This window comes from Agrobacterium sp. LEGMi-208b (assembly GCF_059511785.1).
In genome coordinates this window covers 1,119,733-1,143,678 of the sequence record NZ_CM183446.1, presented here as the reverse complement: position 1 = coordinate 1,143,678, position 23,946 = coordinate 1,119,733, and the positions used below count along the sequence as shown (strand labels likewise).

The window sequence follows — 23,946 nt, the reverse complement described above, 5'->3', positions numbered from 1 at the left end:
TGAGACGGACACCTCTATTCGGAATCGGCGGGAACCCAGACGCTGACGCTGCCGCCATTTGTCGGGAAGGTGCCTTTGCCGCTTTCATCAAGCGTTATCTGTTCTTCCCGGTGACCGAGAAAATCGCGCCAGACCGATCCCGCACGCTCCGGGCCGAGGTCGGCCTGCTTTTCGCCCGGTTCGCCATTCGACATCACCACCACGCAGCCCGGCGCATCGGCAGTGCCGTGGCGGACAAAGGCGACGCAGCTGGCATCGTCGAAAATATCCGTCTGGGGACCGTTGGCAAAGCGGCTGCGGGCCTCGATGAGCTTCGGCAGGCATTCGATGGCGGGCATATCGATCTTGTATTCGTTGCCGTCATTACCAGTGTCGGTGTAACCAGTGCCGAACAGATCGGGATAAAAGACGCAGGGAACGCCCTCTTCGCGCAGCAGGATGATCGCGTAGGCGAGAGGTTTGAACCAGGGTTCCACCGGCGCTTCCAGCGATTGCAGCGGCTGCGTGTCGTGATTGTCGACCAGCGTGACGGCATGGTCGGGAACGGCCGATACCAGCGATCCGTCGAAGATGCTGCGCATATCGAAATCGCCGCCCTGTTTCGAAGCATCATGAAAACTGTGGTGAAGGGCGACGTCGAAAAGCATCAGCTGCTTGTCGACCAGCTCCAGATAACTTTTCAGCGCCTCCAGATCGGGGTGCCAATATTCCGCCACGACGAACAGATCGGGATCGACCGTCTCGCGCATATGGCCCACCCAATCTCGGAAGAACCACGCCGGAATATGTTTGGCGGCGTCGAGACGGAAGCCGTCCACCTGCACCTGTTCGGACAGCCACCGGCCCCAATATTTGAGCTCCTCATAAACCGCGCGGTTTCTGAACTCGACGTCCGCACCCATCAGATAATCGAAATTGCCGTTTTCCTGATCGACTTCCTCATTCCATTCCCCATCACCATATTCGTTGACGAGGCGGAATATGCCGTCTTCGGTCGGCTCCTCGATGTGGTCGACACCGCTGAAGCACTTGAGGTCCCAGATGAATTTGGAATGTTTGCCGTTGCGGCCGGGAAAGGTGAAGCGCGTATAGGCGAGTGCTGCGAAATCCTCATCATCGATATCGGTGCGGTCTTCGGGATTGACGCGGCGGACCCGCACCTTTTCCTTCTCATCGGCACCCATCTTGTGATTGAGAACCACGTCGTGAATGACACGGATGCCATTCTCTTTCAGCGTCTTGCCCGCATGTTCGAGGGCGCCGCGATCACCGTATTTGGTCGCGACCGTGCCTTTCTGGTCGAATTCGCCGAGGTCGAAGAGATCGTAGGTATCGTACCCCACCGAATAACCGCCGGCGGCGCCCTTGTAGGCGGGCGGCAGCCAGACGTCGGTGATGCCCATTTTGGCAAGGCTTTCGGCCTTTTCGGCCACCTCGCTCCATAATTTCCCTCCGTCCGGATAATACCAATGGAAGAATTGAAGCAAGGTGCGTCCGGCCATATTTCCCTCACGATGGTTAGCAGGTCGCGCCATAAACGGCTCGGCGGCGAAAGGGTTCCGCCGCCGGTGCCGCGCGATCTGCGATTGTGAGGCCGGTATGCCGGCTGTATATTAGCCGGCTATATCGATAAGGGCTGCTCCCGCCTGCAGGTAATCGCCTTCCTTGACGATCAGGCGAACCTTGCCGGCCCGGGTGGCGACAATTTGCGTCTCCATCTTCATGGCTTCCATGACCGCCAGAAGATCGCCTTCGGAAACCGTATCACCGTCCTTCACCTTGAAAGATTGCAGTGTGCCGGAAACGGGGGCGGTGATTTCGCCCTCCTTTTTCTCGACCGCGGCACCAGGCGCGGATGCATTGCCACCGCTGACGGAGCCGAGGCTGGAGAGCAGAATGCTGGGCAGGCCGACCGAAACACGCTTGCCGTCGATCTCGAGATAGGTCCGGGTAATCGACGGATCATCGGCCGGTGCCGGGCGTTCCATGGCGTCGGGCATGGCGGCGAAATCGGTCTCGATCCAACGGGTGTGAACCTTGAACCCATCAGTGCCGATGAAATCATCCGTCTCGATCGCGGCGCGGTGGAATGGCAGAACAGTTGCGATGCCCTCGATGCGGAATTCCTTGAGCGCACGGCGGGCACGGCGCAGAACCTGATCGCGGTCAACACCGGTGACGATGAGCTTCGCCATCAGTGAATCGAAGACGCCAGGCACGCTGGAGCCGCTGACGACGCCGCTATCCATGCGAATGCCGGGGCCGGAAGGCGCATCGAAAACCGAGATCGAACCGGGGGTCGGCAGAAAGCCGCGGCCCGGATCTTCGGCATTGATACGGAATTCCATCGAATGGCCACGCGGTTGCGGCGTTTCAAGCACACGAAGCTTGTGGCCTTCGGCAATGCGGAACTGCTCGATGACGAGATCGATGCCGGTGGTTTCTTCGGTAACGGGATGTTCCACCTGCAGGCGGGTATTGACCTCGAGGAAGGAAATCGTGCCATCGACGCCGAGCAGGAATTCGACGGTGCCGGCGCCGGAATAACCGGCTGCGGCGCAGATCGCCTTGGCAGCCGCATGGATTTTCTGGCGCTGTTCATCCGACAGGAACGGGGCGGGTGCCTCTTCGATCAGCTTCTGGTTCCGGCGCTGCAGCGAGCAGTCACGGGTGCCGAGCACCAGCACATTGCCGTGCTTGTCAGCGATAACCTGCGCCTCGATATGGCGCGGCCGGTCGAGGAAGCGTTCCAGAAAACACTCGCCGCGTCCGAAGGCAGCCGTTGCCTCGCGCACGGCGGATTCATAGAGATCGGCGATCTCCTCCATCTTCCATGCGACTTTCAGGCCGCGGCCACCGCCGCCATGGGCCGCCTTGATGGCGACGGGCAAGCCGTGTTGTTCGGCAAAGGCGGTGACTTCGGCGGCGGAAGAGACGGGGCCATCGCTGCCGGCGACCAGTGGCGCGCCGACACCGGTGGCGATGCGCCGTGCCTCGACCTTGTCGCCAAGTGCCTCGATGACTTGAGGATCGGGGCCGATCCAGATCAGTCCGGCATCAAGAACAGCCTGGGCAAATTCGGCGCGTTCGGACAGGAAGCCATAACCGGGATGCACGGCATCCGCGCTGGCGCGTTTGGCAATCGCGATCAGCTTGGTAATGTCGAGATAGGTTTCGGCAGGACGCACGCCCTCCAGCGCATAGGCCTCATCCGCTAGCCGGACGAAAAGCGCGTCCTGATCGGGGTCGGCATAAACGGCGACCGATTGCAGGCCGTAATCGCGACAGGCGCGGATGATGCGCACCGCGATCTCGCCGCGATTGGCAATCAGCACTTTTTTCATCGCTTTTCTCCTCCGAATTCTGTGTTTTTGGCCGCGATTTCGGCAAAGGGGCCGATCGGGCGGAATTTGATTTTGGCGTTGACGGGGATTTGCCCGGCAAGATCGAGATGATATTCCGCCACCGCGCCGATGACGGGATAACCGCCGGTCAGGGGGTGATCGGCAAGGAAAAGAACCGGCTGGCCGCTATGGGGAATCTGGATCGCCCCTGTCGCGGTGCCTTCGCTCGGCAATTCGGCGCTGTCCCTGCGCTCCACCGGCACGTCGCCGGCAAGGCGGATGCCGACACGGTTCGATTGCGGGGTGACCTGCCAGAGCTGGCCGGTCAGCGTTTCGATACCCTTTTGCGTGAACCAGTCGGTGCGGGGGCCGAGAACGACGTCCAGTGTCACGACCTCGCCGGTTGCCGGTGGCTCAAACGCCGGAATCTCGCCAATCGATACGCTGGAAAGACCAGATTTTTCGCCCTTAAGCGGCAGGATGGCGCCTGCACCCACCGGATCGGGGCCGACGACAGCCAGCGTATCCGTCGCAAAACTGCCGAGCACCGGCTCGATATCGAACCCGCCACGGACGGCAAGATAACAGCGCATGCCCTTCGGCGGCTGGCCAAAAGTGACCACGTCACCGGCTTCAAGGGAGACCGGGCCATGGATTTGGGCGGTGAAACTGCGATCCGCCGTCCTGATCGTGACAGGGCAGCGGGCGCCGGTTATGCCGATGACGGCGCGGCTTGCGCTTTTGAAAGAAAAGCCGCCGAGCGTCAGTTCGAGGCACGGCGTGTTGGCCGGATTGCCGACGATGCGGTTTGCGGCATTAAACGCGCCGCGATCCAGCGCGCCCGAGGCGGAGACGCCCTGCCCGGTCTGGCCGAAACGGCCGAGATCCTGGAAGATGGCGGGCATCGGCGCGGCGAGCACCTCGAAATGCGGGCCTTCTTTTGTCGGTTCTTTCCGGCGCGGTGCCGGGGCAGGGATATCGACCGTTCTGCCGGCCTTGTCCATGTCGAAGAAACGCACCCGGTAGCCCGGCTGGAACAGCGCCCCGGGATCGCGATCTATATCCCACATCTTCACCGGCGTGGTGCCGATGATCTGCCAGCCGCCGGGGCTGTTTTGCGGATAGACGCCGCTGAAGGCGCCGGCCAGCGCCACCGAACCTGCGGGAATGCGGGTGCGCGGGCTTTGCCGGCGCGGCACATGCAGGGCGGGGTCACCGCCGACCAGATAACCGAAACCGGGTGCGAAACCGCAGAAGGCGACAGTAAACTCGCTTTCGGTATGGCGGCGGATGACCTCTTCGACACTCATGCCGGTCAGCTCGGCGACGTCGGCGAGATCTTCGCCATCATAATGGACGGGGATTTCCACGAGATTGTCGGAAGGTGCGATCTTTGCCGAGAGATCGCGGCTTGCAAGCTGCGCGGCCAGCATCTCCGCGCCGATCTTTTCCGGGCGGAAACGGATCATCAGGGTGCGGGCAGCCGGCACCGTTTCTTCGATGCCCTCGATGGGATCACTCTGAAGCGAGGCGAAAAGTGCCAGCGTCTCGTCGAGATCGGCGAGTTCGACAAGAATGGTCGTGAGGCTGACGGGGAGAAAACGCATCATATCCTCACGCGTGATAGGCGGAATCGGGAATATCGGTGATGAACATATGGCCTGGCGCATGGGTGATGGCAAAGGGTACGGCGGATGCCATGACCGCGGCCTGCGGGGTCACACCGCAGGCCCAGAACACCGGAACTTCACCCGGCTCGATCCGCACCGCATCGCCGAAATCAGGTTTGGCAAGGTCGGAAATACCGATTTCCTCCGGCGCACCGACGTGCACGGGGGCACCGTGCACGGCCGGAAAACGCCCGGAAATCGTGGCCGCGTCGGCCACCCGCGACGCCGGGATCGGCCGCATGGAAACGACCATGTTGCCCTTCAGCCGCCCGGCCGGGCGGCAGGGCCGGTTGGTGAGATACATCGGCACATTGCTTTTATCCGTCATGTGGCGGATTTCGATGCCCGCTTCCACCATCGGCGTTTCGAAGGTGAAGCTGCAGCCGATCAGGAAGGCGACGAGATCGTCACGCTCTGCCCAGGCGGCCGTTGCATCCGCGGTTTCTTCGACGAGCTTACCGTCGCGCCAGATGCGGTAAAGCGGCAGATCGGTTCTCAGATCAGCGCCGGGCGCCAGAAGCGTTGTCGGCGAACCGGGATCGGACACATCCAGCACCGGGCAGGGTTTGGGGTTGCGCTGCGCATAAAGCAGGAAATCAAAGGCCCAGTCACGCGGCAGCACGATCATGTTCGCCTGCGTGAAGCCGGGCGCTATGCCGGAAGTTGGGGCGACGAGGCCGTTACGATAGGTCGCGCGGGCCTGTCGCGCAGCCTCCGGGTCCGTGTGGTTGAGATAGGATGGCGGTATCGTCATCGGCTACCCTTTCAGCGATCGGATGCAAAGGAACGGATTGCGATACCATCGGCCTCGAAACGGCGGCGGATTTCCTGGGCGATGGCGACCGCACCGGGGCTGTCGCCATGCACGCAGATGGATTGCGCCTCGATTTTTATGATGCTGCCATCGATGGCCTCCAGCGTGCCTTCGCGGGCAAGCTGCACCATGCGGTCGGCGATTTTTGCAGCGTCATGCAGCACGGCACCGGCTTCCCGGCGGGAAACGAGCTGGCCTTCAGGCGTATAGGCGCGATCGGCAAAGGCTTCGGCAACGACGGCGAGATCCGACTTGCGGGCGAGATCGAGGATGGGGGCATTGGCAAGGCCCATCAATACCAGCGAAGGGTCGACGGCCTTGATGCCGTCGATCACGGCCTGCCCCTGTTTGGCATCATTGGCGATGCGATTGTAAAGGGCGCCGTGCGGCTTGACATAACGCACCGTGGTTCCGGCCGCGGCGGCGACACCTTTCAGCGCGCCGATCTGATAGATGACATCGGCGATCAGTTCTTCCGAGGTCGCGTCCAGATCGCGGCGGCCAAAGCCGACGCGGTCCGGATAGGAGACATGGGCGCCGACGACCACGCCTTTTTCGGCAGCGGCCTTGACGGTGCGGTAGATGCCGGCCGGGTCGCCGGCGTGAAATCCGCAGGCGATGTTGGCGCTGGAAACGATGGCGAGCATCGCTTCGTCATCGCCCATGCGCCACGCGCCGTAGCTTTCGCCAAGATCGCTGTTGAGATCGATAGCGGCCATGTTTGCCTCCCTCTAATTTTATCAGTAGCCGAGCAGGGCAAAGATCGCGCCCGCCGACTTATAGGCCATATACCAGGTGAGTGCGCAGGTCAGCACGCCAAGCACCAGCAGCCAGCGTGGGTAGTGATATCCGTGCATCAGATCAGCGCGTTTCCAGGCCGCGTACATGAAGATCGAAAGGCCGATTGGCAGAACGAGACCGTTGAGGCCGCCGACGAAGACGAGCATGGCTGCAGGCGGTGTGGTGATGATGATATAGGCGATAAGCGAGATGGCGATGAAACCAACCGTTGCCAGATTGCGCTGGCGCTCCGTTATGTCAGGCTTGAAAGCCGTCAGGAACGACACGGAGGTATAGGCCGCACCGATGATGCTTGTCATGGCCGAGGCGAGGAAAACCGCGCCGAAGAGGCGGAAGCCGATATCGCCGGCGGCGGCATGAAAAGCCTGGCCCGCGGGGTTTGCCGCCTTACCCGAGAGATCGATGACCACGCCGCTGGCGACAACACCGAGGATGGCAAGGAACAGGATGTAGCGCAATACGCCGGTGATGGCGATACCGCTCAACGCCGCGCGATTGACCGCGCTGATATTTTCAACGCCCACCATGCCCTTGTCCAGCAGGCGATGCGCGCCGGCATAGGTGATGTAGCCGCCGACCGTGCCGCCGACGATGGTGGTGATGGTGACGAAATCGATGGTGTCGGGCAGGAAGGTCTGGCGGAAGGCTTCCGCTACCGGCGGGCCGGAAACATATGCCGCATAAAGGATCAGCGCCAGTTTCACGAAGGCCGCGACGAAAACCACGCGGTCCATGGCGATGCCTGCGCGACGGGACAGGAAGATACCGATGGCTGCCAGTGCGCCGATCGCGCCGCCGATCTTCGGATCGAGATCGATCATGGCGTTGAAGCCGAGGCCGGCGCCGCCGATATTGCCGATGTTGAAGAACAGGCCGCCGATGATGACGAGAATGGCGAGCAGATAACCCGAGCCCGGAATGGCGGCATTGGCAATCGCCGGCGCCCGCATGCGGGTGATGGTGACGATGCGCCAGATATTGGCCTGAACGACGAAGTCGATCAGGATGGAAATAATGATGGCGAATGCGAAGGCGGCACCCAGTTTCACCGTGAAATTCGCAGTCTGCGTGATGAAGCCCGGCCCGACGGCCGACATCGACATCAGGAACATTGCCGAAAGCAAGGCATAACGTTGATTTTTCGCCTTGCGCGCAACCTCATTCGGGTCGGCGGGCGAGAGCTTCTGTTGCTCCATGGATTTTCTCCGCTCCTGTCGCAATCCGCCCCTCGCGGATGCTTTATGCGGTCGATCTTGTCCTGTTCTGCGAAATTGTCAACATTGTTCAACAATAAATAATAATCGTTCTCCTATTATGTCTATTTGTTGGACGTTATGCGCATGAATTCATCACGTTTTTTTCGTGCTTTGCTAATGCTTTGTGCTATGGGCAATCATGCCGTGTCCGAACATGCCTGTCACGGAATTCCCGATGCTGCATTGCTCTTAAGGAAAGGAGCGCCATGACCGAAACGATAGAGGGTCTGCCGCTTGCGGATCGATTGGCCAAGGGTATCCGCACCCTGCTGATATCAGGCGAGTTGATGCCGGGGCAGCGCCTTTCGGAGGCAGCCTTCAGCGAACGTTTCGACGTTTCCCGCAATTCGCTGCGCGAAGCCTTCCGGCTGCTGACCAAGGACGGGCTTCTGCGCCATGAGGCCAATCGCGGCGTGTTCGTCGCCGTTCCCACCATGTCCTCGGTCATCGATATTTATCGGGTGCGACGCATGGTGGAATGCGGTGCGTTACGACAGGCCTGGCACAAGCATCCCGCGATCAAGACGATGCGGGCGGCGGTCGAGGATGCCAAGATCAAGCGTGAAGATGCCGACTGGCTGGGTGTGGGCAGCGCCAACATGAAATTTCATGCTGCCGTCGTCGATCTTCTCGACAGCGCTCGCCTCAGCGATTTTTATGAGCGCATCGCCGCTGAACTCAGGCTTTGTTTCGGGCTGCTGAAAGATCCCGAACAGCTTCATTCCCCCTTTGTCGACATGAACAGCAAGATCCTGTCGCTGATGGAGGAGGGGAAGGCGCAAGAGGCAGGCGAAGAGATGGAAATCTATCTCAATCTGTCCGAGCGGACGGTTCTGAAGGCGCTTGAACGCGCCGTTGAACACGCCTCCTGATATGACGGGCAGCAAGGGAGAAAGCGGCCCTTGCGGCTCGCTTCATTTTTTGCTGACGCAGCCGATTGCCAAGTTTGCTGCGCTGCGTCATCAATGTTGACATGACGCTTCGCGACCTGACCATTCTCGTAATAGACGAAAACGCGATCCGCGCCTCCATCATCGAGGAGGGGCTGCGCGAGGCTGGTTATCAGCGTGTCACGGTCATCCATGAGGTAAACGGGGTAGCGCGCACCATCGATACGCTGCAGCCTGATGTCATCTTCATCGATCTTGAAAATCCCAACCGCGACATGATGGAGCATCTCTTCCAGCTCACCCGAACGGTCGGCCGGCCTATCGCCATGTTTGTCGATCGTTCCGACACGGCTTCCATCGAGGCAGCCGTCGAGGCGGGCGTTTCCGCCTATGTGGTGGACGGGCTGAAGAAAGAGCGGGTCAAGCCCATTCTCGATATGGCGGTCAGCCGCTTCAATGCCTTCAGCCGTTTGCAGCGGGAGCTCGCAGAAGCCAAATCGGCGCTTGAGGAGCGCAAGGTCATCGAGCGCGCCAAGGGCATTCTGATGAAGATGCGCGGTCTTTCCGAAGAGGAAGCCTTTGCGCTTCTGCGGCAAACGGCAATGAACGAGAAAAAGAAGATTTCCGAGATCGCGCAAAGCGTGGTCACCGCGGCCGGCCTGTTGATGTGACAAAGGCCAGTCGGACAGTGTGGAGTGTATGAATATGGCACCGGAAAAAACGGCCGGATCAGACGGCGGAGTAACGCAAACCCCGGGCGCACCGGCAATCGTCGGCAGTGACCGGCAAAAAATCCTGCGTGCCGGCTTTATACCCCTTGTCGACGCATCCGTCCTGATTGCCGCGGCTGAATTCGGTTTCGCCGAACGCGAGGGCCTGTCGCTCGATCTCGTCAAGGATGTCTCTTGGGCGAATGTGCGTGACCGGCTGGCGTTTCGACAATTCGATATCGCTCATATGCTGTCGCCGATGCCCGTCGCATCGATGCTCGGGCTCGGCTCCAACCCGTCGCCGACGATCACGCCCTTTTCGCTTGGGCGCGGCGGCAATGCGATCACGCTTTCGACCCGGCTGTTTGCGCGCATGAAGGCTTTGACCGGGCTTTCCGAAACGGCGGGAGCGCTGGAAAACGCCGAGGCGTTGAAGCGCGTGCTCGATGATATGCGCGCCCGCGGCGAGCCGCCGCCGACGCTTGGCATGACCTATCCCTTTTCGTCGCATAATTACGAATTTCGCTATTGGCTCGCCGCCGGCGGCATTCACCCCGATCACGACGTCAAGCTTGTGGTGGTACCGCCGCCATTGACGTCCGATGCGCTTGCCGCAGGGGCCATTGACGGTTTCTGCGTCGGAGCACCGTGGAACATCGTCGCCGCGGAGCGCGGTGTCGGCCGGATCGTTGCGGCCAAGCAGGATTTGTGGCCTTCCGCGCCGGAAAAGGTCATCGGCATGCGACCCGAATGGGCGGAAAACCAGCAGGAAACGGTCGGACGGCTGCTGACGGCGCTCGATGCCGCCGCGCGCTGGTGCGACCTTGCCGAAAATCACGATGATCTCAGCACAGCACTTGCCGATCCCCGTTATATCGGCGCGCCGCAAGGCATCATTCGCCGTGTGCTTGCCGGTGAATTCAGCATCGACAGCCAAGGCAATCGCCGGGTGATCGACAATTATTTCATCTTCCACGGCGGCCACGCCAATTATCCGCGCCAGAGCCAGGCATTGTGGATCTACAGCCAGATGATCCGCTGGGGGCAGGCGGAATTTTCTGAGGCCGGTGTGGAGGCTGCCCTATCTGCCTACCGGCCGGATATTTATCGGGCGGCGCTGGGCGAGGCCAATGCACCTGATGATGCCGATATCCGTATCGAAGGACAGCAAGAGCAAGACCGTTTTGTAGACGGTCTCGTATTCGATCCCGCCGATATTGCAGGCTATGTGAACGGTTTTTCCGTGCGCACCGCTGCGCCCTTTCCTCCAGCTTCAGGAGAGGCATGAGCGGCGTCGTGCCTCGCAGGCTGCGCAAATTTCAAGCGCGGAATTCTTTCCTTTGCACAAATGGAAGACAAGAAACGGCCTGATTAAAATTTAATCATAAGTTTGATTTTCAAAAATACTCTTTTATTTTCAATATTATAATCCAGTCTCCATAAATTGGCACGCCTCTTGCTTCTTCCTGTTTGCACCGGTCAACGGCGATCGGGGCAAGCAGGGCGCGGCATAGGCGCTTTCAGAAGACACAGACGTCGCAAGGTTTTGCTGCCCGGAACTCCTCCCGTTCCGCCGGCGCAAACACCGAGCGGCGTTTTTTTATTTTCAGGTTTTTCGCAAGCGAAAATGTCACCCGCAGAGGTGGCCCAATAAGGGGAACATGCGAATGAAAAAGATATTCTCCGGCGCTGTCAGCCGCCGCACGATATTGAAGACGACAGCCACCGCAGCCCTTGTCAGCGCTGTGCGCGTGGCCTTTCCGTCCGGCGCTTTCGCGGCCACTGCGGAACCGGAAGTAAAAGGCGCGAAACTGGGCTTCATCGCACTCACCGACGCCGCACCACTCATCATTGCCGCTGAAAAGGGGCTGTTTGCCAAGCATGGCATGCCTGATGTCGAGGTTCTGAAGCAGGCCTCCTGGGGCGCGACGCGCGACAATCTCGTGCTCGGCGGCGCATCGAACGGCATCGATGGCGCGCATATTCTGACGCCGATGCCCTATCTCATGCATACCGGCAAGGTGACCCAGAACAATGTGCCGGTGCCGATGACAATCCTCGCCCGCCTCAATCTCGACAGCCAGGGTATTTCCGTCGCCAAGGAATATGCCGAAACCGGCGTTCAGCTCGATGCTTCCAGGCTGAAGGCGGCTTTCGAAAAGAAGAAGGCCGAAGGCAAGGAAATCAAGGCCGCCATGACCTTCCCCGGTGGCACGCATGATCTCTGGATCCGCTATTGGCTGGCCGCCGGCGGTATCGATCCGGACAAGGATGTCTCCACCATCGTCGTTCCGCCGCCGCAGATGGTCGCCAACATGAAGGTCGGCAATATGGACGTCTTCTGTGTGGGCGAACCGTGGAACGAACAGCTCGTCAATCAGGGCATCGGTTTCACCGCCTGTACCACCGGCGAACTCTGGAAGGGCCATCCGGAAAAGGCGCTCGGCATGCGCGCCGACTGGGTGGAGAAGAACCCCAACGCCACCAAGGCGCTGCTGATGGCTGTCATGGAGGCGCAGATGTGGTGCGACGAGATGGCGAACAAGGAGGAGATGTCTGCCATCCTCGGCAAACGCCAATGGTTCAACGTGCCGCCGAAAGATGTGCTTGGCCGCCTGAAGGGCAATATCAATTACGGCAACGGCCGCGTGCTCGAAAATACCGGCCTGCAGATGAAGTTCTGGCAGGATCACGCTTCCTACCCCTTCCACAGCCATGACAGCTGGTTCATCGCGGAAAATATCCGCTGGGGCAAATTCGCGCCCGATACGGATGTGAAGGCGCTGGTGGAAAAGGTGAACCGCGAGGATATCTGGCGCGCAGCCGCCAAGGATCTCGGCGTTGCCGATCTTCCCGCCTCTACATCACGCGGCAAGGAAACCTTCTTCGACGGCAAGGTCTTCGACCCTGAAAACCCGTCCGCCTATCTCGAAAGCCTGTCCATCAAGGCGGCCTCCTGAGGAGGAGACCCGGGGTGTCGCCCTTCATCCGCCGGTCGCGCCGCCCAACCGGCGCGATTGAAGACCGGATGAGGGGCGAGCCCCAGACTGCAACCGAAATCAAGAGGAAATGCCCATGTCCGCATTGGCCCGAAAATTCAACGAAGAGCCGCAGCAGCCGGTGGCGCAGAAGGCAAACGTCGTGTCCCTTGCGACGAAACAGTCGCCGCGGATCGACCTGCGCAAATGGGGTGCGGCGGCAGCCCGCAACATCATACCGCCTTTTGTCGTTCTCGCCATTCTGCTTGGCGTTTGGCAATTGCTCTGTTCCGCCCCCGGCGCATCCCTTCCGCCGCCGAGCCAGGTTTTCGAGGAGAGCTATGATCTCATCGTATCGCCGTTCTTCCATAACGGTTCTCAGGATATCGGGCTCGGCCTGCGTGTTCTGGTCTCGCTCGAACGGGTGGCTTACGGTTTCGGCCTCGCTGCCATCGCCGGCATCATCCTCGGTGCGGTGATCGGCCAGTCGGTCTGGGCCATGCGCGGCCTCGATCCGATCTTCCAGGTGCTGCGCACCGTGCCGCCGCTCGCCTGGCTGCCGCTTTCGCTGGCCGCCTTTCAGGATAGCAATCCGTCGGCCATTTTCGTGATCTTCATCACCTCCATCTGGCCGGTCATCATCAACACGGCGGTCGGCGTGCGCAATATCCCGCAGGATTACCGCAACGTGGCGAAAGTGCTGCGGCTCAACCAGCTCGAATTTTTCTTCAAGATCATGCTGCCATCAGCGGCACCCTACATCTTCACCGGCCTGCGTATCGGTGTCGGCCTTTCGTGGCTTGCGATTGTTGCAGCGGAAATGCTGACCGGCGGCGTCGGCATCGGTTTCTTCATCTGGGATGCGTGGAACTCCTCGCGTCTGCCCGACATCATCGTGGCACTCGCCTACATCGGCGTTGTCGGCTTCATGCTCGACAAGCTGGTGGCGGCGCTCGGCAAGGTCATCACCCGCGGCGCTGCGGCGAACTGAGAGGGCCCAAATTATGAACGCTTATCTGAAGCTCGATCATATCGACAAATATTTCGACAAGGGCGGCTCCCGCGCCGAGGTGCTGAAGGGTATCAACCTCACCATCGAAAAAGGCGAATTCGTCTCCGTCATCGGCCATTCCGGCTGTGGCAAATCCACCATGCTCAACCTCATCGCCGGGTTGACGAAGGTTTCGGCCGGTGCCGTGCTGCTGGAAAACCGCGAGGTCAACGAGCCGGGCCCGGAGCGCGCCGTCGTGTTCCAGAACCACAGCCTGCTGCCGTGGCTTTCGGTCTATGAAAACGTCAATCTTGCCGTCGACAAGGTGTTTCGCAACACCAAGACCCGGGCTGAACGGCACGACTGGGTGATGCGCAATCTCGATCTCGTGCAGATGGCCCATGCGAAGGACAAGAAGCCGTCCGAAATTTCCGGTGGCATGAAACAGCGCGTCGGCATTGCCCGGGCGCTCGCCATGGAGCCGAAAATCCTGCTGCTGGACGAGCCTTTCGGGGCGCTCGACGCGCTGACCCGCGCTCACCTCCAGGACGCCGTGATGGAAATCCACGCCCGGCTCGGCAACACCATGGTGATGATCACCCATGATGTCGATGAAGCGGTGTTGCTTTCCGACCGTATCGTGATGATGACCAACGGTCCCGCCGCCCATATCGGCGAGGTGCTCGATGTGCCGCTGGCCCGCCCGCGCAACCGCATCGAGCTTGCATCCGACAAGACCTACCTCAAATGCCGCGAGGCCGTGCTGAAGTTCCTTTACGAACGTCACCGCTTCGTCGAAGCCGCGGAGTAATCATCATGACGCAAAAACTCGTCATCATCGGCAATGGCATGGCGCCGGGGCGCATGCTGGAAAACCTGTTCGAAACCGCCCCCGGCCTTTACGACGTCACCATTTTCAACGCCGAACCGCGTGTCAATTACGACCGCATCATGCTTTCGCCGGTGCTCTCAGGCGAAAAGAGCTATGAGGATATCGTCATCCATAATGACGAATGGTACGCTGCCAACAATGTCACCTTGCACAAGGGCGCGAAGGTCACCGGCATCGACCGGGACAAAAAGACCGTCACCAGCGAAAACGGCATCACGGTTTCCTACGACAAGCTGGTGATCGCTACCGGTTCCTCGCCCTTCATCATCCCGGTTCCCGGCCATCAATTGCCGGGTGTGCTCGCCTATCGCGATCTCGACGACGTGACCAAGATGCTCGAGATCGCCGAGGGCAAGGGCCGCGCCATCGTCATCGGCGCCGGTCTTCTCGGGCTGGAAGCGGCCTATGGTCTCAAGCGTCAGGGCATGGATGTCACCGTCATCCACCTGATGCCGACGATCATGGAGCGCCAGCTCGATCCGGCAGCGGCCTATCTTCTCGAAAAAGCGCTCAACGAGCGCGGCATCGACATCATCACCAAGGCCAACACCAAATGCATTATGGGTGAAGACAAGGTCGAAGGCATCGAGCTGGAAGACGGCCGGGTCATCAAGGGCGATATGGTGGTGATGGCGGTCGGTATTCGACCCGCCTCGGGCCTTGCCAGGCAAGCCGGCATTGCCGTCAATCGCGGTATCGTCGTGGATGACGGCATGATGACGTCGGACGCGTCGATCTACGCGCTCGGCGAATGCGCCGAACATCGCGGCATGTGCTACGGCCTCGTTGCGCCGCTTTATGAATCGGCACGGGTTCTGGCCGACCGGTTGTGTGGCGGTTCGGCCGAATATCACGGCTCCGTCACCAATACGAAATTGAAGGTCACCGGCATCAATCTGTTTTCCGCCGGCGATTTTGCCGAAGGTGACGACCGCGAGGAAATCGTGCTGCGCGATGCCACGGCCGGTGTCTACAAGCGCCTGATCCTCAAGGAAAACCGCATCATCGGCGCGGTGCTGTACGGCGAGACGGCGGATGGATCGTGGTTCTTCGACCTGATGAAGAAATCGACCGATATTTCCGCCATGCGCGAAACCCTGATCTTCGGCCAGGCCTATCAGGGAGGGTCTCCGCTGGACCCTATGGCGGCCGTTGCAGCCTTGCCGGATGATGCGGAAATCTGCGGCTGCAACGGCGTTTGCAAGGGCAAGATCACCACGGCCATCACCACCAAGGGGCTGACCTCGCTCGACGATGTGCGTGCCCACACCAAGGCTTCCGCCTCCTGCGGCAATTGCACCGGCCTTGTCGAACAGCTGATGACAATAACTCTTGGCGACAGCTATAATCCCGCCGCGGTGCAGCCCATGTGCAAATGCACCGATCTCGGCCATGACGATGTGCGCCGTCTGATCAAGGCCAAGGGTCTGAAAACCATCCCCGCCGTGATGCAGGAGCTGGAATGGAAGACCTCCTGCGGCTGCGCCAAATGCCGGCCGGCGCTCAATTATTATCTCGTCTGCGACTGGCCGGATGAATATGCCGATGATTATCAGTCGCGTTATATCAACGAGCGTGTCCACGCCAATATCCAGAAGGATGGCACCTATTCCGTCGTGCCGCGCATGTGGGGCGGCGTCACCTCCTCGTCCGAACTGAGGGCGATTGCCGATGTGGTCGACAAGTTCGAAATCCCGATGGTCAAGGTGACAGGCGGCCAGCGCATCGACCTTCTCGGCATCGAGAAGGAGGATTTGCCGGCCGTCTGGGCCGATCTCGGCAAGGCGGGCTTCATCTCGGGTCAGGCCTATGCCAAGGGCTTGCGCACGGTGAAAACCTGCGTGGGCCAGCAATGGTGCCGCTTCGGCACGCAGGATTCCACCGGGCTTGGCATCCGCATCGAAAAATTCATGTGGGGCTCATGGACGCCGGCCAAGCTGAAGCTTGCCGTTTCCGGCTGTCCGCGCAACTGCGCGGAGGCAACCTGTAAGGATATCGGCGTCATCTGTGTCGATTCCGGTTTTGAGATCCATTTTGCCGGCGCCGCCGGTCTCGATATCAAGGGCACGGAAGTGCTGGGTCTCGTCAAGACCGAAGACGAGGCGCTGGAGCATATCGTGGCACTGACGCAGATGTATCGCGAACAGGCGCGTTACCTCGAGCGCATTTACAAATGGGCCAAGCGCATCGGCTACGACGAAATCCGCCGCCAGATCATGGACGATGCCGAAAAGCGCAGGGCCTATTTCGGCCGCTTCGTCTTCAGCCAGAAATTCGCGCAGGTCGATCCCTGGTCGGAACGTGTGTCCGGTCACGACAAGCACGAATTCAGGCCCATGGCGGCAATCGGTTTCAGCGAGGCAGCGGAGTGAGAACGATGGACAGCAACTGGATCGATATTGGCGATATCGCCGACATTCCGCTGCGGGGCGCACGTTGCGTCAAAACGCCGATGGGCAAGATCGCCGTGTTCCGCACGGCGGAAAATAGTGTCTTCGCGATTGAGGACCATTGCCCGCACAAGGGTGGGCCGTTGAGCCAAGGCATCGTGCATGGGACGTCGGTGACATGTCCCTTGCACAATTGGGTGATTTCGCTGGAAACCGGCAAGGCGCTGGGGGCGGATGAAGGGGAGGTGCGGACCATTCCGGTGCGGAATCTGGATGGGCGGCTTTCGATAGCGCTTGAAACGCTGATGATTGCGGCGGAGTGAATTGCGATGGCGGCGATGGTACCCCCCTCTGTCCTGCCGGACATCTCCCCCTCAAGGGGGGAGATCGACCAGCGGATGGCTCCCCGCCTTATAGCCGCGGGCCGCGTTGCAAGCCGTGAATTGGTGTCTGTGCCGCAATTGATCTCCCCCCTTGAGGGGGAGATGTCCGGCAGGACAGAGGGGGGTAAGCGCCACGCGCCGAGGCAGGGTAACCCCCACCCACTGAGAGGGCAAACCCATGCCCGTTGAAACAAAAACCACCTGTCCCTATTGTGGCGTCGGCTGCGGCGTCATCGCCACCGTCAATGACAATGGTGTCGTTTCCGTCAGGGGCGATCAGGATCACCCCGCCAATTTCGGCCGGCTGTGTTCCAAGGGCTCGGCGCTGGCCGAAACCATCGACCTCGACGGCCGCCTGCTCCACCCCGAAATTGGCGGCAGACGGGCGGCATGGGACGAAGCGCTCGATCTTGTCGCTTCCCGTTTCTCTCAAGCTATTGCCGAACACGGCCCGGATTCGGTCGCCTTTTACGTCTCCGGCCAATTGCTGACGGAGGATTATTACCTCGCCAACAAGCTGATGAAGGGTTTCATCGGCTCGGCCAATATCGATACCAATTCAAGGCTCTGCATGTCGTCATCCGTCGCCGGCCATCGCCGCGCCTTCGGGGCCGATACGGTGCCGGGCACCTATGAGGATATGGAGCTTGCCGATCTGGTGATCCTCACCGGTTCCAATCTCGCCTGGTGCCATCCGGTTCTCTACCAAAGGCTTGCGGCGGCAAAGGCCGCACGGCCGGACATGAAAGTCGTCGTCATCGATCCGCGCCGGACGATGAGCGCCGATATTGCCGATATGCACCTCGCCATCCGGCCGGATGGAGATGTGGCGTTGTTTGCCGGCTTGCTGGCGCATCTTTCCGATAGTCCTGCAATCGATAAGGGTTATGTGGAAAACCATACGGTCGGTTTTGATGCTGCGATGCAGGCAGCAACTGAATACAGCCTGCAGGAAATCGCCGAGGCCAGCGGCCTGACCATCGCCGAACTGGTTTCCTTTTACGAATTGTTCGAACGCACCGAAAAAACCGTCACCTGCTACAGCCAGGGTGTCAACCAGTCGCAAAGCGGTACGGACAAGGTCAACGCGATCATCAATTGCCACCTTGCAACTGGCCGCATCGGCCGGTCGGGCATGGGGCCGTTTTCGCTGACCGGCCAGCCGAACGCCATGGGCGGGCGCGAGGTTGGCGGTCTTGCCAACATGCTGGCCGCCCATATGGCTATCGAAAATGCCGGGGACCGCGACCGCGTGCAGCGCTTTTGGGCCTCACCCGCCATTGCGGAAAAGCCCGGCCTGAAGGCAGTGGATATGTTCCGGGCGGTGGCTGACGGTCGCATCAAGGCGCTGTGGATCATGGCGACCAACCCGGTGGTTTCCATGCCGGATGCCGGTGCCGTCGAGGCGGCCATCAAGGCCTGTCCTTTCGTGGTGGTGTCCGATGTCATGGCTTCTACCGATACGGCCCGCCATGCCCATGTTCTCCTGCCGTCGCTCGGCTGGGGGGAAAAGGATGGCACGGTCACCAATTCCGAACGGCGGATTTCGCGCCAGCGCGGTTTTCTCGATGCTCCGGGTGACGCGAAGGCCGACTGGTGGCAAATGGCGGAAGTGGGCCGGCGCATGGGCTTCGATGCGGCCTTCGCTTTTGGCCAGGCATCGGAGATTTTTGCCGAACATGCGGCCCTGTCCGGCTTTGAGAATGCGGGCAGCCGCGATTTCGATATCAGCGGCATCGAACGGAATTCCTATGATGCGATGGCACCCTTTCAATGGCCAAAAACCAGCCCCGGCGATGCCGCCGTTACCCGCTTTTTCGCGGATGGGCGGTTTTACCATGCCGATGGCAAGGCGCGCTTCATCGCCACTGCCTTGCCGGAGACCGGTAGGACATCGGCGGACTATCCGCTGACGCTGAATACCGGCCGCATCCGCGATCAATGGCACACCATGACCCGCACCGGTAAAAGTGCGCGTCTCACCGCCCATATCGCTGAACCCTTCGCCGAGCTTCACCCGCGTGATGCGCAGGCGCTGGGAATCGGCAGCGCCGATCTGGTGGAGCTGGAAAGTCCCCATGGCAAGGTTCTGCTGCGGGCACTGGTCAGCGAAAGGCAGGCGCGCGGTTCGGTCTTCGCGCCGATGCACTGGAACGACCACTTCGCCGCGCGGGCGCGTATCGATGTCGTGATTGCGCCGGTCACGGATCCGCATTCCGGCCAGCCCGCTTCGAAAAACATGGGCGTAAGGGCAAGGCGTTTCGAAGCGAAGACCTATGGTTTCGCCATCTGCCGCACCCGGCCAAATGCGCCGGATTGTGCCTATTGGGCCACGGCCAAAGCGGATGGCGGTTATCGCATGGAGCTCGCCTTCGACGAGGAGCCGGAGGACTGGACACTCTGGGCGCGGCAGGTCTTCGGTATCGATGTCAGGATCGAGCCGCTGGGTTACAGCGACCGGCAGACGGGTGACCTGCGCCTGGCCTTTTTCGACGGTGAAACCCTGCTCGCAGCGCTGTTCGTCGCCAATCAGCCCGTGGCTGTCGCCCGCAGCTGGGCGATATCGCAGCTTTCGGAACGTCACGAGGATTTGCGCATGCGTTTTGCGCTGGTCGCGGGGCGTCCCGGTGCCGGCCGGGCCGATCCCGGCGCCACCGTCTGCTCTTGCTTTAATGTCGGGGTGAACCAGATCACGGCGGCCATCCGCGATGGCTGCCACAGCGTCGAAGCTATCGGCAAGGCGTTGAATGCCGGAACCAATTGCGGCTCCTGCCGCGCCGAAATCAGGGGGATCATCGATGGATGCCTTAAAACCGCAGCGGAATGAACCGGCCCGCATGGAGAAGCTCGCCAAATTGCCGGTCTTCTGGGGGCTTGAGGGCAAGCGCGTGGTGCTGGCAGGCGGATCGGATGGCGCCGCCTGGAAGGCTGAACTGCTGCTGGCCTGCGGGGCGGAACTTCATCTTTATTCCGAAAGAAGCGAGCTTTCGGAAAGCTTTACGGCGCTTGTTGCAAGAAACCCGATGTTGACATGGCATGACCGTTCGTGGGCCCCGGATATTTTCGAAGGCGCGGAGTTGGCGCTGGCCGATTGCGAAACCGATGAGGAAGCCGAAAGATTTTACCATGCGGCGCGGACAGCAGGTGTTCCCGTCAATGTCATCGACAAGCCGGAATTCTGCCAGTTCCAGTTCGGCTCCATCGTCAATCGCTCGCCGGTGGTCGTGTCGATTTCCACCGATGGCGCAGCGCCCATTCTGGCGCAGGCCATCCGCCGCCGCATCGAGACCTTGCTGCCGCTTTCGCTGAAGGACTGGGGCGCGCTTGCCCAGACGATCCGTGAGCGCGTCAATCTGCGGCTTGCCCCCGGCGCGGCGCGACGCTCATTCTGGGAAAAATTCGTCGATCGGGCGTTTACCGAAAGGCTGGATGAAGACAGCGAAAAACGGCTGCTTGCGGATATCGGAACACAGGCTGCGCGGGCAGGGTTGGGACGTGGACTCGTGACGCTTGTGGGTGCCGGGCCGGGCGATGCCGAGCTTCTGACGCTGAAGGCAGTGCGCGCTTTGCAGGCCGCCGATGTCATCCTGTTCGACGATCTCGTTTCAGCCGAGGTACTGGAACTGGCGCGGCGTGAGGCGAAGCGCATGCTGGTTGGCAAGCGCGGCGGCCGGGAAAGCTGCAGGCAGGAAGACATCAACGAGATGATGATCCGCCTCGCCAAGGCCGGCAAACGGGTGGTGCGGCTGAAATCCGGCGATCCGATGATTTTCGGGCGCGCCGGTGAGGAGCTAGCGGCGCTGGAGGCCGAAAATATCCCGGTCGAAATCGTGCCCGGCATCACTGCCGCAAGCGCCATGGCCTCGCGTTTGGGTGTTTCCTTGACCCATCGCGACCATGCCCAGTCGGTTCGTTTTGTCACCGGCCACTCCCGACAGGGAAAGTTGCCGGAGAATATAGACTGGAAATCGCTGTCCGACCCTTCCGTGACCACGGTTTTCTACATGGGTGGACGCACCGCAGCCGAGATCGAATCGTCCCTGCTTGCCCATGGCATGCCCGCCTTGACGCCGGTTGCCATCATGATTTCTGTCAGTCGCTCAAGCGAACAGCGCTGGTGCGGTTCGCTCATGCAACTGGCCGCGGCAATAGAGAGGCTGGGTGTCAATGAACCCGTGCTCATCGGCATCGGCGACGCATTTGGTGCCGCATCCTCGGCGATGTCAGCCACCGGCCTGATGATTCAGAAAGCCGGCTAAATAATATTGCCAAAGGCTTCACGCGGTTCCCACCCGGCCGGAGGAATTGCATTTGCCTGTTTTCATCCCGCCGCTATCGCTACGGCAAAACCGTCCCTTGACATTGGTTTTTCGTTCGCTCTTCAATAAAACGAAAAAATTGAAAGAGGAGGGAGGGTGAAATGCTGCTCACACCGCGTCAGGATGAAATCGTTGCGCTGGCGAAAGCGAACGGCCGGGTGCTGGTCGATGAGCTGGCGGCACGGTTCTCGGTCACTCCCCAGACGATCCGCAAGGATTTGAACGACCTCTGCGACACGCGGGTCCTGACCCGCATCCACGGCGGCGCGCTTTTTCCAAGCGGTAATGAAAACGTCAAATACGAGGCTCGCCGCGCCATTGCTTCCTCCGAAAAACAGGCGATCGGTGCGGCCGCTGCCGCGCTCATCCCCAACAACTCGTCACTTTTCATCAATATCGGCACGACCACCGAGGCGGTGGGTGAAGCGCTGGCGGACCATCACGAGTTGATGGTCATCACCAACAACATCAATGTTGCCAACAGGTTGAGGGTTTTCCCCGGTATCGAGGTGGTGATTGCCGGTGGTGTCGTGCGCGGTTCCGATGGCGGTATCGTTGGTGAGGCGGCGGTGGATTTCATCCGTCAGTTCAAGGTGGATTTTGCCGTCATCGGCGTTTCGGCCATCGATGAGGATGGCGCTTTGCTGGATTTCGACTTTCGTGAGGTCAAGGTCGCGCAGGCGATTATCTCCAATGCCCGTCACGTCATTCTGGTTTCGGATTCGCTCAAATTCGAACGCACGGCTCCGGTGCGCATCGGCCATCTTTCGCAGGTGCACACTTTCATTACCGATCATTGTCCGGTTGATTCTATCCGCAGCATCTGTGCCGATCATGATGTCCGGTTGATCGAAACCGAGGCCCGCGACGCCTGATCAGGGGAAGCCGGAATTTCGTTTGACATTCGTTTTATCTTCGAATTAGATGATCGTGCTTTCAATATATCGATGAGGAGAGCATCGATGAAAGCGCGGGAGGATGTATGTCTGACGAGGCAATTCACGATATTTTCGTGATCGGCGGCGGGATCAATGGTTGCGGCATTGCGCGCGACGCCGTCGGCAGAGGCTATTCCGTCGCGCTTGCGGAAATGAACGATTTCGCCTCCGGCACCTCGTCTGCCGCCACCAAGCTCATCCATGGCGGTTTGCGTTATCTCGAACATTATGAATTTCGTCTGGTGCGCGAAGCGCTGATGGAACGTGAGGTGCTGTGGGCCATGGCGCCGCACATCATCTGGCCCATGCGCTTCGTACTGCCGTTCCAGAAGGGTGGCGTGCGCCCGGCCTGGCTCGTGCGCCTCGGACTATTTCTCTATGACCATCTCGGCGGCCGCAAGCTTCTGCCCGCGACCCGTTCGCTCGATCTGCGCCGCGATCCCGCCGGGAAACCGCTGAAGCCGATTTTTGCCCGCGCTTTCGAATATTCGGATGGCTGGGTGGACGATGCCCGCCTTGTGGTGCTGAATGCCCGCGATGCCGCTGATCGCGGCGCGCTTATCCTCAACCGCACGCAGGTGGTTTCGGCCCGGCGCGAAGGCGCTTTCTGGCGGGTCGAAACGAGAAATGCGGACGGAGACGCCAAGACCTACCGGGCGCGCATGCTGGTGAATGCTGCAGGTCCCTGGGTGGACAAGGTGCTGTCTTCGGCATTCGGCAAAAACAATGTCCACAATGTCCGCCTCGTGCAGGGCAGCCACATCATCGTGCGGAAGAAATTTTCCGATCCGCGTGCCTATTTTTTCCAGAATCCCGACGGCCGGATCATCTTCGCCATTCCCTATGAACAGGACTTTACGCTGATCGGCACGACGGATCGCGACTATACCGCCGACCCCCGGGCTGTTAAGATCAGCGACGAGGAGATCAGCTATCTTTGCAATGCGGCGAGCGAATATTTCGCTGAACCGGTGGAGCCGGCCGATATCGTCTGGACCTATTCCGGCGTGCGCCCGCTGTTCGATGACGGGGCGTCAAAAGCGCAGGAAGCGACCCGCGATTATGTGCTGAAAACCGAGGGGGCGGAAGGCGAAGCGCCGCTTCTCAATATTTTCGGCGGCAAGCTCACCACCTATCGGCGGCTTGCCGAACATGCTCTTGAAAAAATCGGCGATGCGCTGGGTGAAAAGGGTGCGCCATGGACGGCGGGCTCACATTTGCCGGGTGGAAATTTCGGTGCCGAGGCCTACACCGCGGAAGTTTCGGCGCTGCGGTCGCGTTACCCCTTTCTCGAAGAGCGTCATGCGAAGCGGCTTGTGCGCTGCTACGGAACGGATGCGGCGGCGCTGATCGGCAATGCGACGGATGCGGCGGCGCTGGGGCGGTATTTCGGCGGTACGCTCTACGAGGCGGAGGTTCGCTGGCTGATGGCGCGGGAATGGGCGCTGACGGCGGAGGATATTCTGTGGCGCCGCACCAAGCAGGGGCTTTTTTTAACCCCGGAAGAGGTGCGTGCGTTGGAGGACTATATCGGAGACATTGCAGGTGGACGCTTAAGGGCAATCTGACG

At 60.4% G+C, this 23,946-nt stretch carries 18 protein-coding genes; 12 read left to right on the top strand and 6 right to left on the bottom strand.

Annotation, left to right across the window (positions count from 1 at the left end; translation table 11 throughout):
- Positions 1-14: 14 nt before the first annotated feature.
- The 6 genes from amyA to AC5YUO_RS19825 all read right to left on the bottom strand — a co-directional run bounded on the left by amyA (position 15) and on the right by AC5YUO_RS19825 (position 7,825).
- Complete coding sequence (gene amyA, locus AC5YUO_RS19850) at positions 15-1,502, bottom strand: alpha-amylase (RefSeq protein WP_496156480.1); 1,488 nt, start codon at positions 1,500-1,502, stop codon at positions 15-17.
- 111 nt (positions 1,503-1,613) lie between these two features.
- Entirely contained in the window at positions 1,614-3,344 is a 1,731-nt protein-coding gene (locus tag AC5YUO_RS19845; protein ID WP_496156479.1) for an acetyl/propionyl/methylcrotonyl-CoA carboxylase subunit alpha, read from the bottom strand.
- Positions 3,341-4,951, bottom strand: a complete 1,611-nt coding sequence (locus tag AC5YUO_RS19840; RefSeq protein ID WP_496156526.1) for a 5-oxoprolinase subunit B/C family protein — start codon at positions 4,949-4,951, stop codon at positions 3,341-3,343. The genes AC5YUO_RS19845 and AC5YUO_RS19840 overlap by 4 nt, the downstream gene beginning before the upstream one ends.
- 7 nt (positions 4,952-4,958) lie before the next feature.
- Entirely contained in the window at positions 4,959-5,768 is an 810-nt protein-coding gene (locus AC5YUO_RS19835; RefSeq protein WP_496156478.1) for a putative hydro-lyase, read from the bottom strand.
- 11 nt (positions 5,769-5,779) lie between these two features.
- Positions 5,780-6,547: a LamB/YcsF family protein gene (locus AC5YUO_RS19830; protein ID WP_496156477.1), complete on the bottom strand. Its 768-nt coding sequence runs from the start codon at positions 6,545-6,547 to the stop codon at positions 5,780-5,782.
- A 21-nt stretch (positions 6,548-6,568) separates the two neighbouring features.
- Positions 6,569-7,825, bottom strand: coding sequence for an NRAMP family divalent metal transporter (locus tag AC5YUO_RS19825; protein ID WP_496156476.1), 1,257 nt, complete (start codon positions 7,823-7,825; stop codon positions 6,569-6,571).
- Between the two features lie 266 nt (positions 7,826-8,091).
- On the opposite strand from AC5YUO_RS19825, the gene AC5YUO_RS19820 reads away from it, so the two are divergent.
- The 12 genes from AC5YUO_RS19820 to AC5YUO_RS19765 all read left to right on the top strand — a co-directional run bounded on the left by AC5YUO_RS19820 (position 8,092) and on the right by AC5YUO_RS19765 (position 23,944).
- On the top strand, positions 8,092-8,757 hold the full coding sequence (locus tag AC5YUO_RS19820; RefSeq protein ID WP_496156475.1) for a GntR family transcriptional regulator: 666 nt from the start codon (positions 8,092-8,094) through the stop codon (positions 8,755-8,757).
- A gap of 101 nt (positions 8,758-8,858) precedes the next feature.
- Positions 8,859-9,446, top strand: a complete 588-nt coding sequence (locus AC5YUO_RS19815; RefSeq protein WP_400816523.1) for an ANTAR domain-containing response regulator — start codon at positions 8,859-8,861, stop codon at positions 9,444-9,446.
- Positions 9,447-9,480: 34 nt separating this feature from the next.
- Positions 9,481-10,773, top strand: coding sequence for a CmpA/NrtA family ABC transporter substrate-binding protein (locus AC5YUO_RS19810; protein ID WP_496156474.1), 1,293 nt, complete (start codon positions 9,481-9,483; stop codon positions 10,771-10,773).
- 379 nt (positions 10,774-11,152) lie between these two features.
- The gene (locus AC5YUO_RS19805) at positions 11,153-12,445 is read left to right on the top strand and encodes a CmpA/NrtA family ABC transporter substrate-binding protein (protein WP_496156473.1); all 1,293 of its coding nucleotides are present in this window, start codon (positions 11,153-11,155) and stop codon (positions 12,443-12,445) included.
- 115 nt (positions 12,446-12,560) lie between these two features.
- Positions 12,561-13,454, top strand: coding sequence for a nitrate ABC transporter permease (ntrB, locus tag AC5YUO_RS19800; protein WP_496156472.1), 894 nt, complete (start codon positions 12,561-12,563; stop codon positions 13,452-13,454).
- 13 nt (positions 13,455-13,467) lie between these two features.
- Positions 13,468-14,265: an ABC transporter ATP-binding protein gene (locus AC5YUO_RS19795; protein WP_496156471.1), complete on the top strand. Its 798-nt coding sequence runs from the start codon at positions 13,468-13,470 to the stop codon at positions 14,263-14,265.
- Between the two features lie 5 nt (positions 14,266-14,270).
- Positions 14,271-16,718: a nitrite reductase large subunit NirB gene (nirB, locus tag AC5YUO_RS19790; RefSeq protein ID WP_496156470.1), complete on the top strand. Its 2,448-nt coding sequence runs from the start codon at positions 14,271-14,273 to the stop codon at positions 16,716-16,718.
- Between the two features lie 5 nt (positions 16,719-16,723).
- Positions 16,724-17,059, top strand: coding sequence for a nitrite reductase small subunit NirD (gene nirD, locus AC5YUO_RS19785; protein ID WP_496156469.1), 336 nt, complete (start codon positions 16,724-16,726; stop codon positions 17,057-17,059).
- A gap of 238 nt (positions 17,060-17,297) precedes the next feature.
- The gene (locus tag AC5YUO_RS19780; RefSeq protein ID WP_496156468.1) at positions 17,298-19,946 is read left to right on the top strand and encodes a nitrate reductase; all 2,649 of its coding nucleotides are present in this window, start codon (positions 17,298-17,300) and stop codon (positions 19,944-19,946) included.
- Entirely contained in the window at positions 19,918-21,378 is a 1,461-nt protein-coding gene (gene cysG, locus AC5YUO_RS19775; RefSeq protein ID WP_496156467.1) for a siroheme synthase CysG, read from the top strand. The genes AC5YUO_RS19780 and cysG overlap by 29 nt, the downstream gene beginning before the upstream one ends.
- A gap of 161 nt (positions 21,379-21,539) precedes the next feature.
- Positions 21,540-22,313 carry a DeoR/GlpR family DNA-binding transcription regulator gene (locus AC5YUO_RS19770; RefSeq protein WP_400816505.1) on the top strand — a complete coding sequence of 258 codons (774 nt, stop codon included), beginning with the start codon at positions 21,540-21,542 and terminating at the stop codon, positions 22,311-22,313.
- 107 nt (positions 22,314-22,420) lie between these two features.
- A complete protein-coding gene (locus tag AC5YUO_RS19765) occupies positions 22,421-23,944 on the top strand; it encodes a glycerol-3-phosphate dehydrogenase (RefSeq protein WP_496156466.1) in 1,524 nt (507 codons plus the stop codon).
- The last annotated feature ends 2 nt before the right edge of the window (positions 23,945-23,946 follow it).

Excerpts from the sequence above, each read along its gene's own strand:
- AC5YUO_RS19815 (WP_400816523.1), top strand. The coding sequence starts at position 8,859 with ATGACGCTTCGCGACCTGACCATTCTCGTAATAGACGAAAACGCGATC.
- AC5YUO_RS19770 (WP_400816505.1), top strand. The coding sequence starts at position 21,540 with ATGCTGCTCACACCGCGTCAGGATGAAATCGTTGCGCTGGCGAAAGCG.
- nirD (WP_496156469.1), top strand. The coding sequence starts at position 16,724 with ATGGACAGCAACTGGATCGATATTGGCGATATCGCCGACATTCCGCTG.
- AC5YUO_RS19830 (WP_496156477.1), bottom strand. The coding sequence starts at position 6,547 with ATGGCCGCTATCGATCTCAACAGCGATCTTGGCGAAAGCTACGGCGCG.
- amyA (WP_496156480.1), bottom strand. The coding sequence starts at position 1,502 with ATGGCCGGACGCACCTTGCTTCAATTCTTCCATTGGTATTATCCGGAC.
- AC5YUO_RS19835 (WP_496156478.1), bottom strand. The coding sequence starts at position 5,768 with ATGACGATACCGCCATCCTATCTCAACCACACGGACCCGGAGGCTGCG.
- AC5YUO_RS19825 (WP_496156476.1), bottom strand. The coding sequence starts at position 7,825 with ATGGAGCAACAGAAGCTCTCGCCCGCCGACCCGAATGAGGTTGCGCGC.
- AC5YUO_RS19795 (WP_496156471.1), top strand. The coding sequence starts at position 13,468 with ATGAACGCTTATCTGAAGCTCGATCATATCGACAAATATTTCGACAAG.
- AC5YUO_RS19805 (WP_496156473.1), top strand. The coding sequence starts at position 11,153 with ATGAAAAAGATATTCTCCGGCGCTGTCAGCCGCCGCACGATATTGAAG.
- nirB (WP_496156470.1), top strand. The coding sequence starts at position 14,271 with ATGACGCAAAAACTCGTCATCATCGGCAATGGCATGGCGCCGGGGCGC.
- AC5YUO_RS19810 (WP_496156474.1), top strand. The coding sequence starts at position 9,481 with ATGGCACCGGAAAAAACGGCCGGATCAGACGGCGGAGTAACGCAAACC.
- AC5YUO_RS19840 (WP_496156526.1), bottom strand. The coding sequence starts at position 4,951 with ATGCGTTTTCTCCCCGTCAGCCTCACGACCATTCTTGTCGAACTCGCC.
- AC5YUO_RS19820 (WP_496156475.1), top strand. The coding sequence starts at position 8,092 with ATGACCGAAACGATAGAGGGTCTGCCGCTTGCGGATCGATTGGCCAAG.
- AC5YUO_RS19765 (WP_496156466.1), top strand. The coding sequence starts at position 22,421 with ATGTCTGACGAGGCAATTCACGATATTTTCGTGATCGGCGGCGGGATC.
- cysG (WP_496156467.1), top strand. The coding sequence starts at position 19,918 with ATGGATGCCTTAAAACCGCAGCGGAATGAACCGGCCCGCATGGAGAAG.
- ntrB (WP_496156472.1), top strand. The coding sequence starts at position 12,561 with ATGTCCGCATTGGCCCGAAAATTCAACGAAGAGCCGCAGCAGCCGGTG.
- AC5YUO_RS19845 (WP_496156479.1), bottom strand. The coding sequence starts at position 3,344 with ATGAAAAAAGTGCTGATTGCCAATCGCGGCGAGATCGCGGTGCGCATC.
- AC5YUO_RS19780 (WP_496156468.1), top strand. The coding sequence starts at position 17,298 with ATGCCCGTTGAAACAAAAACCACCTGTCCCTATTGTGGCGTCGGCTGC.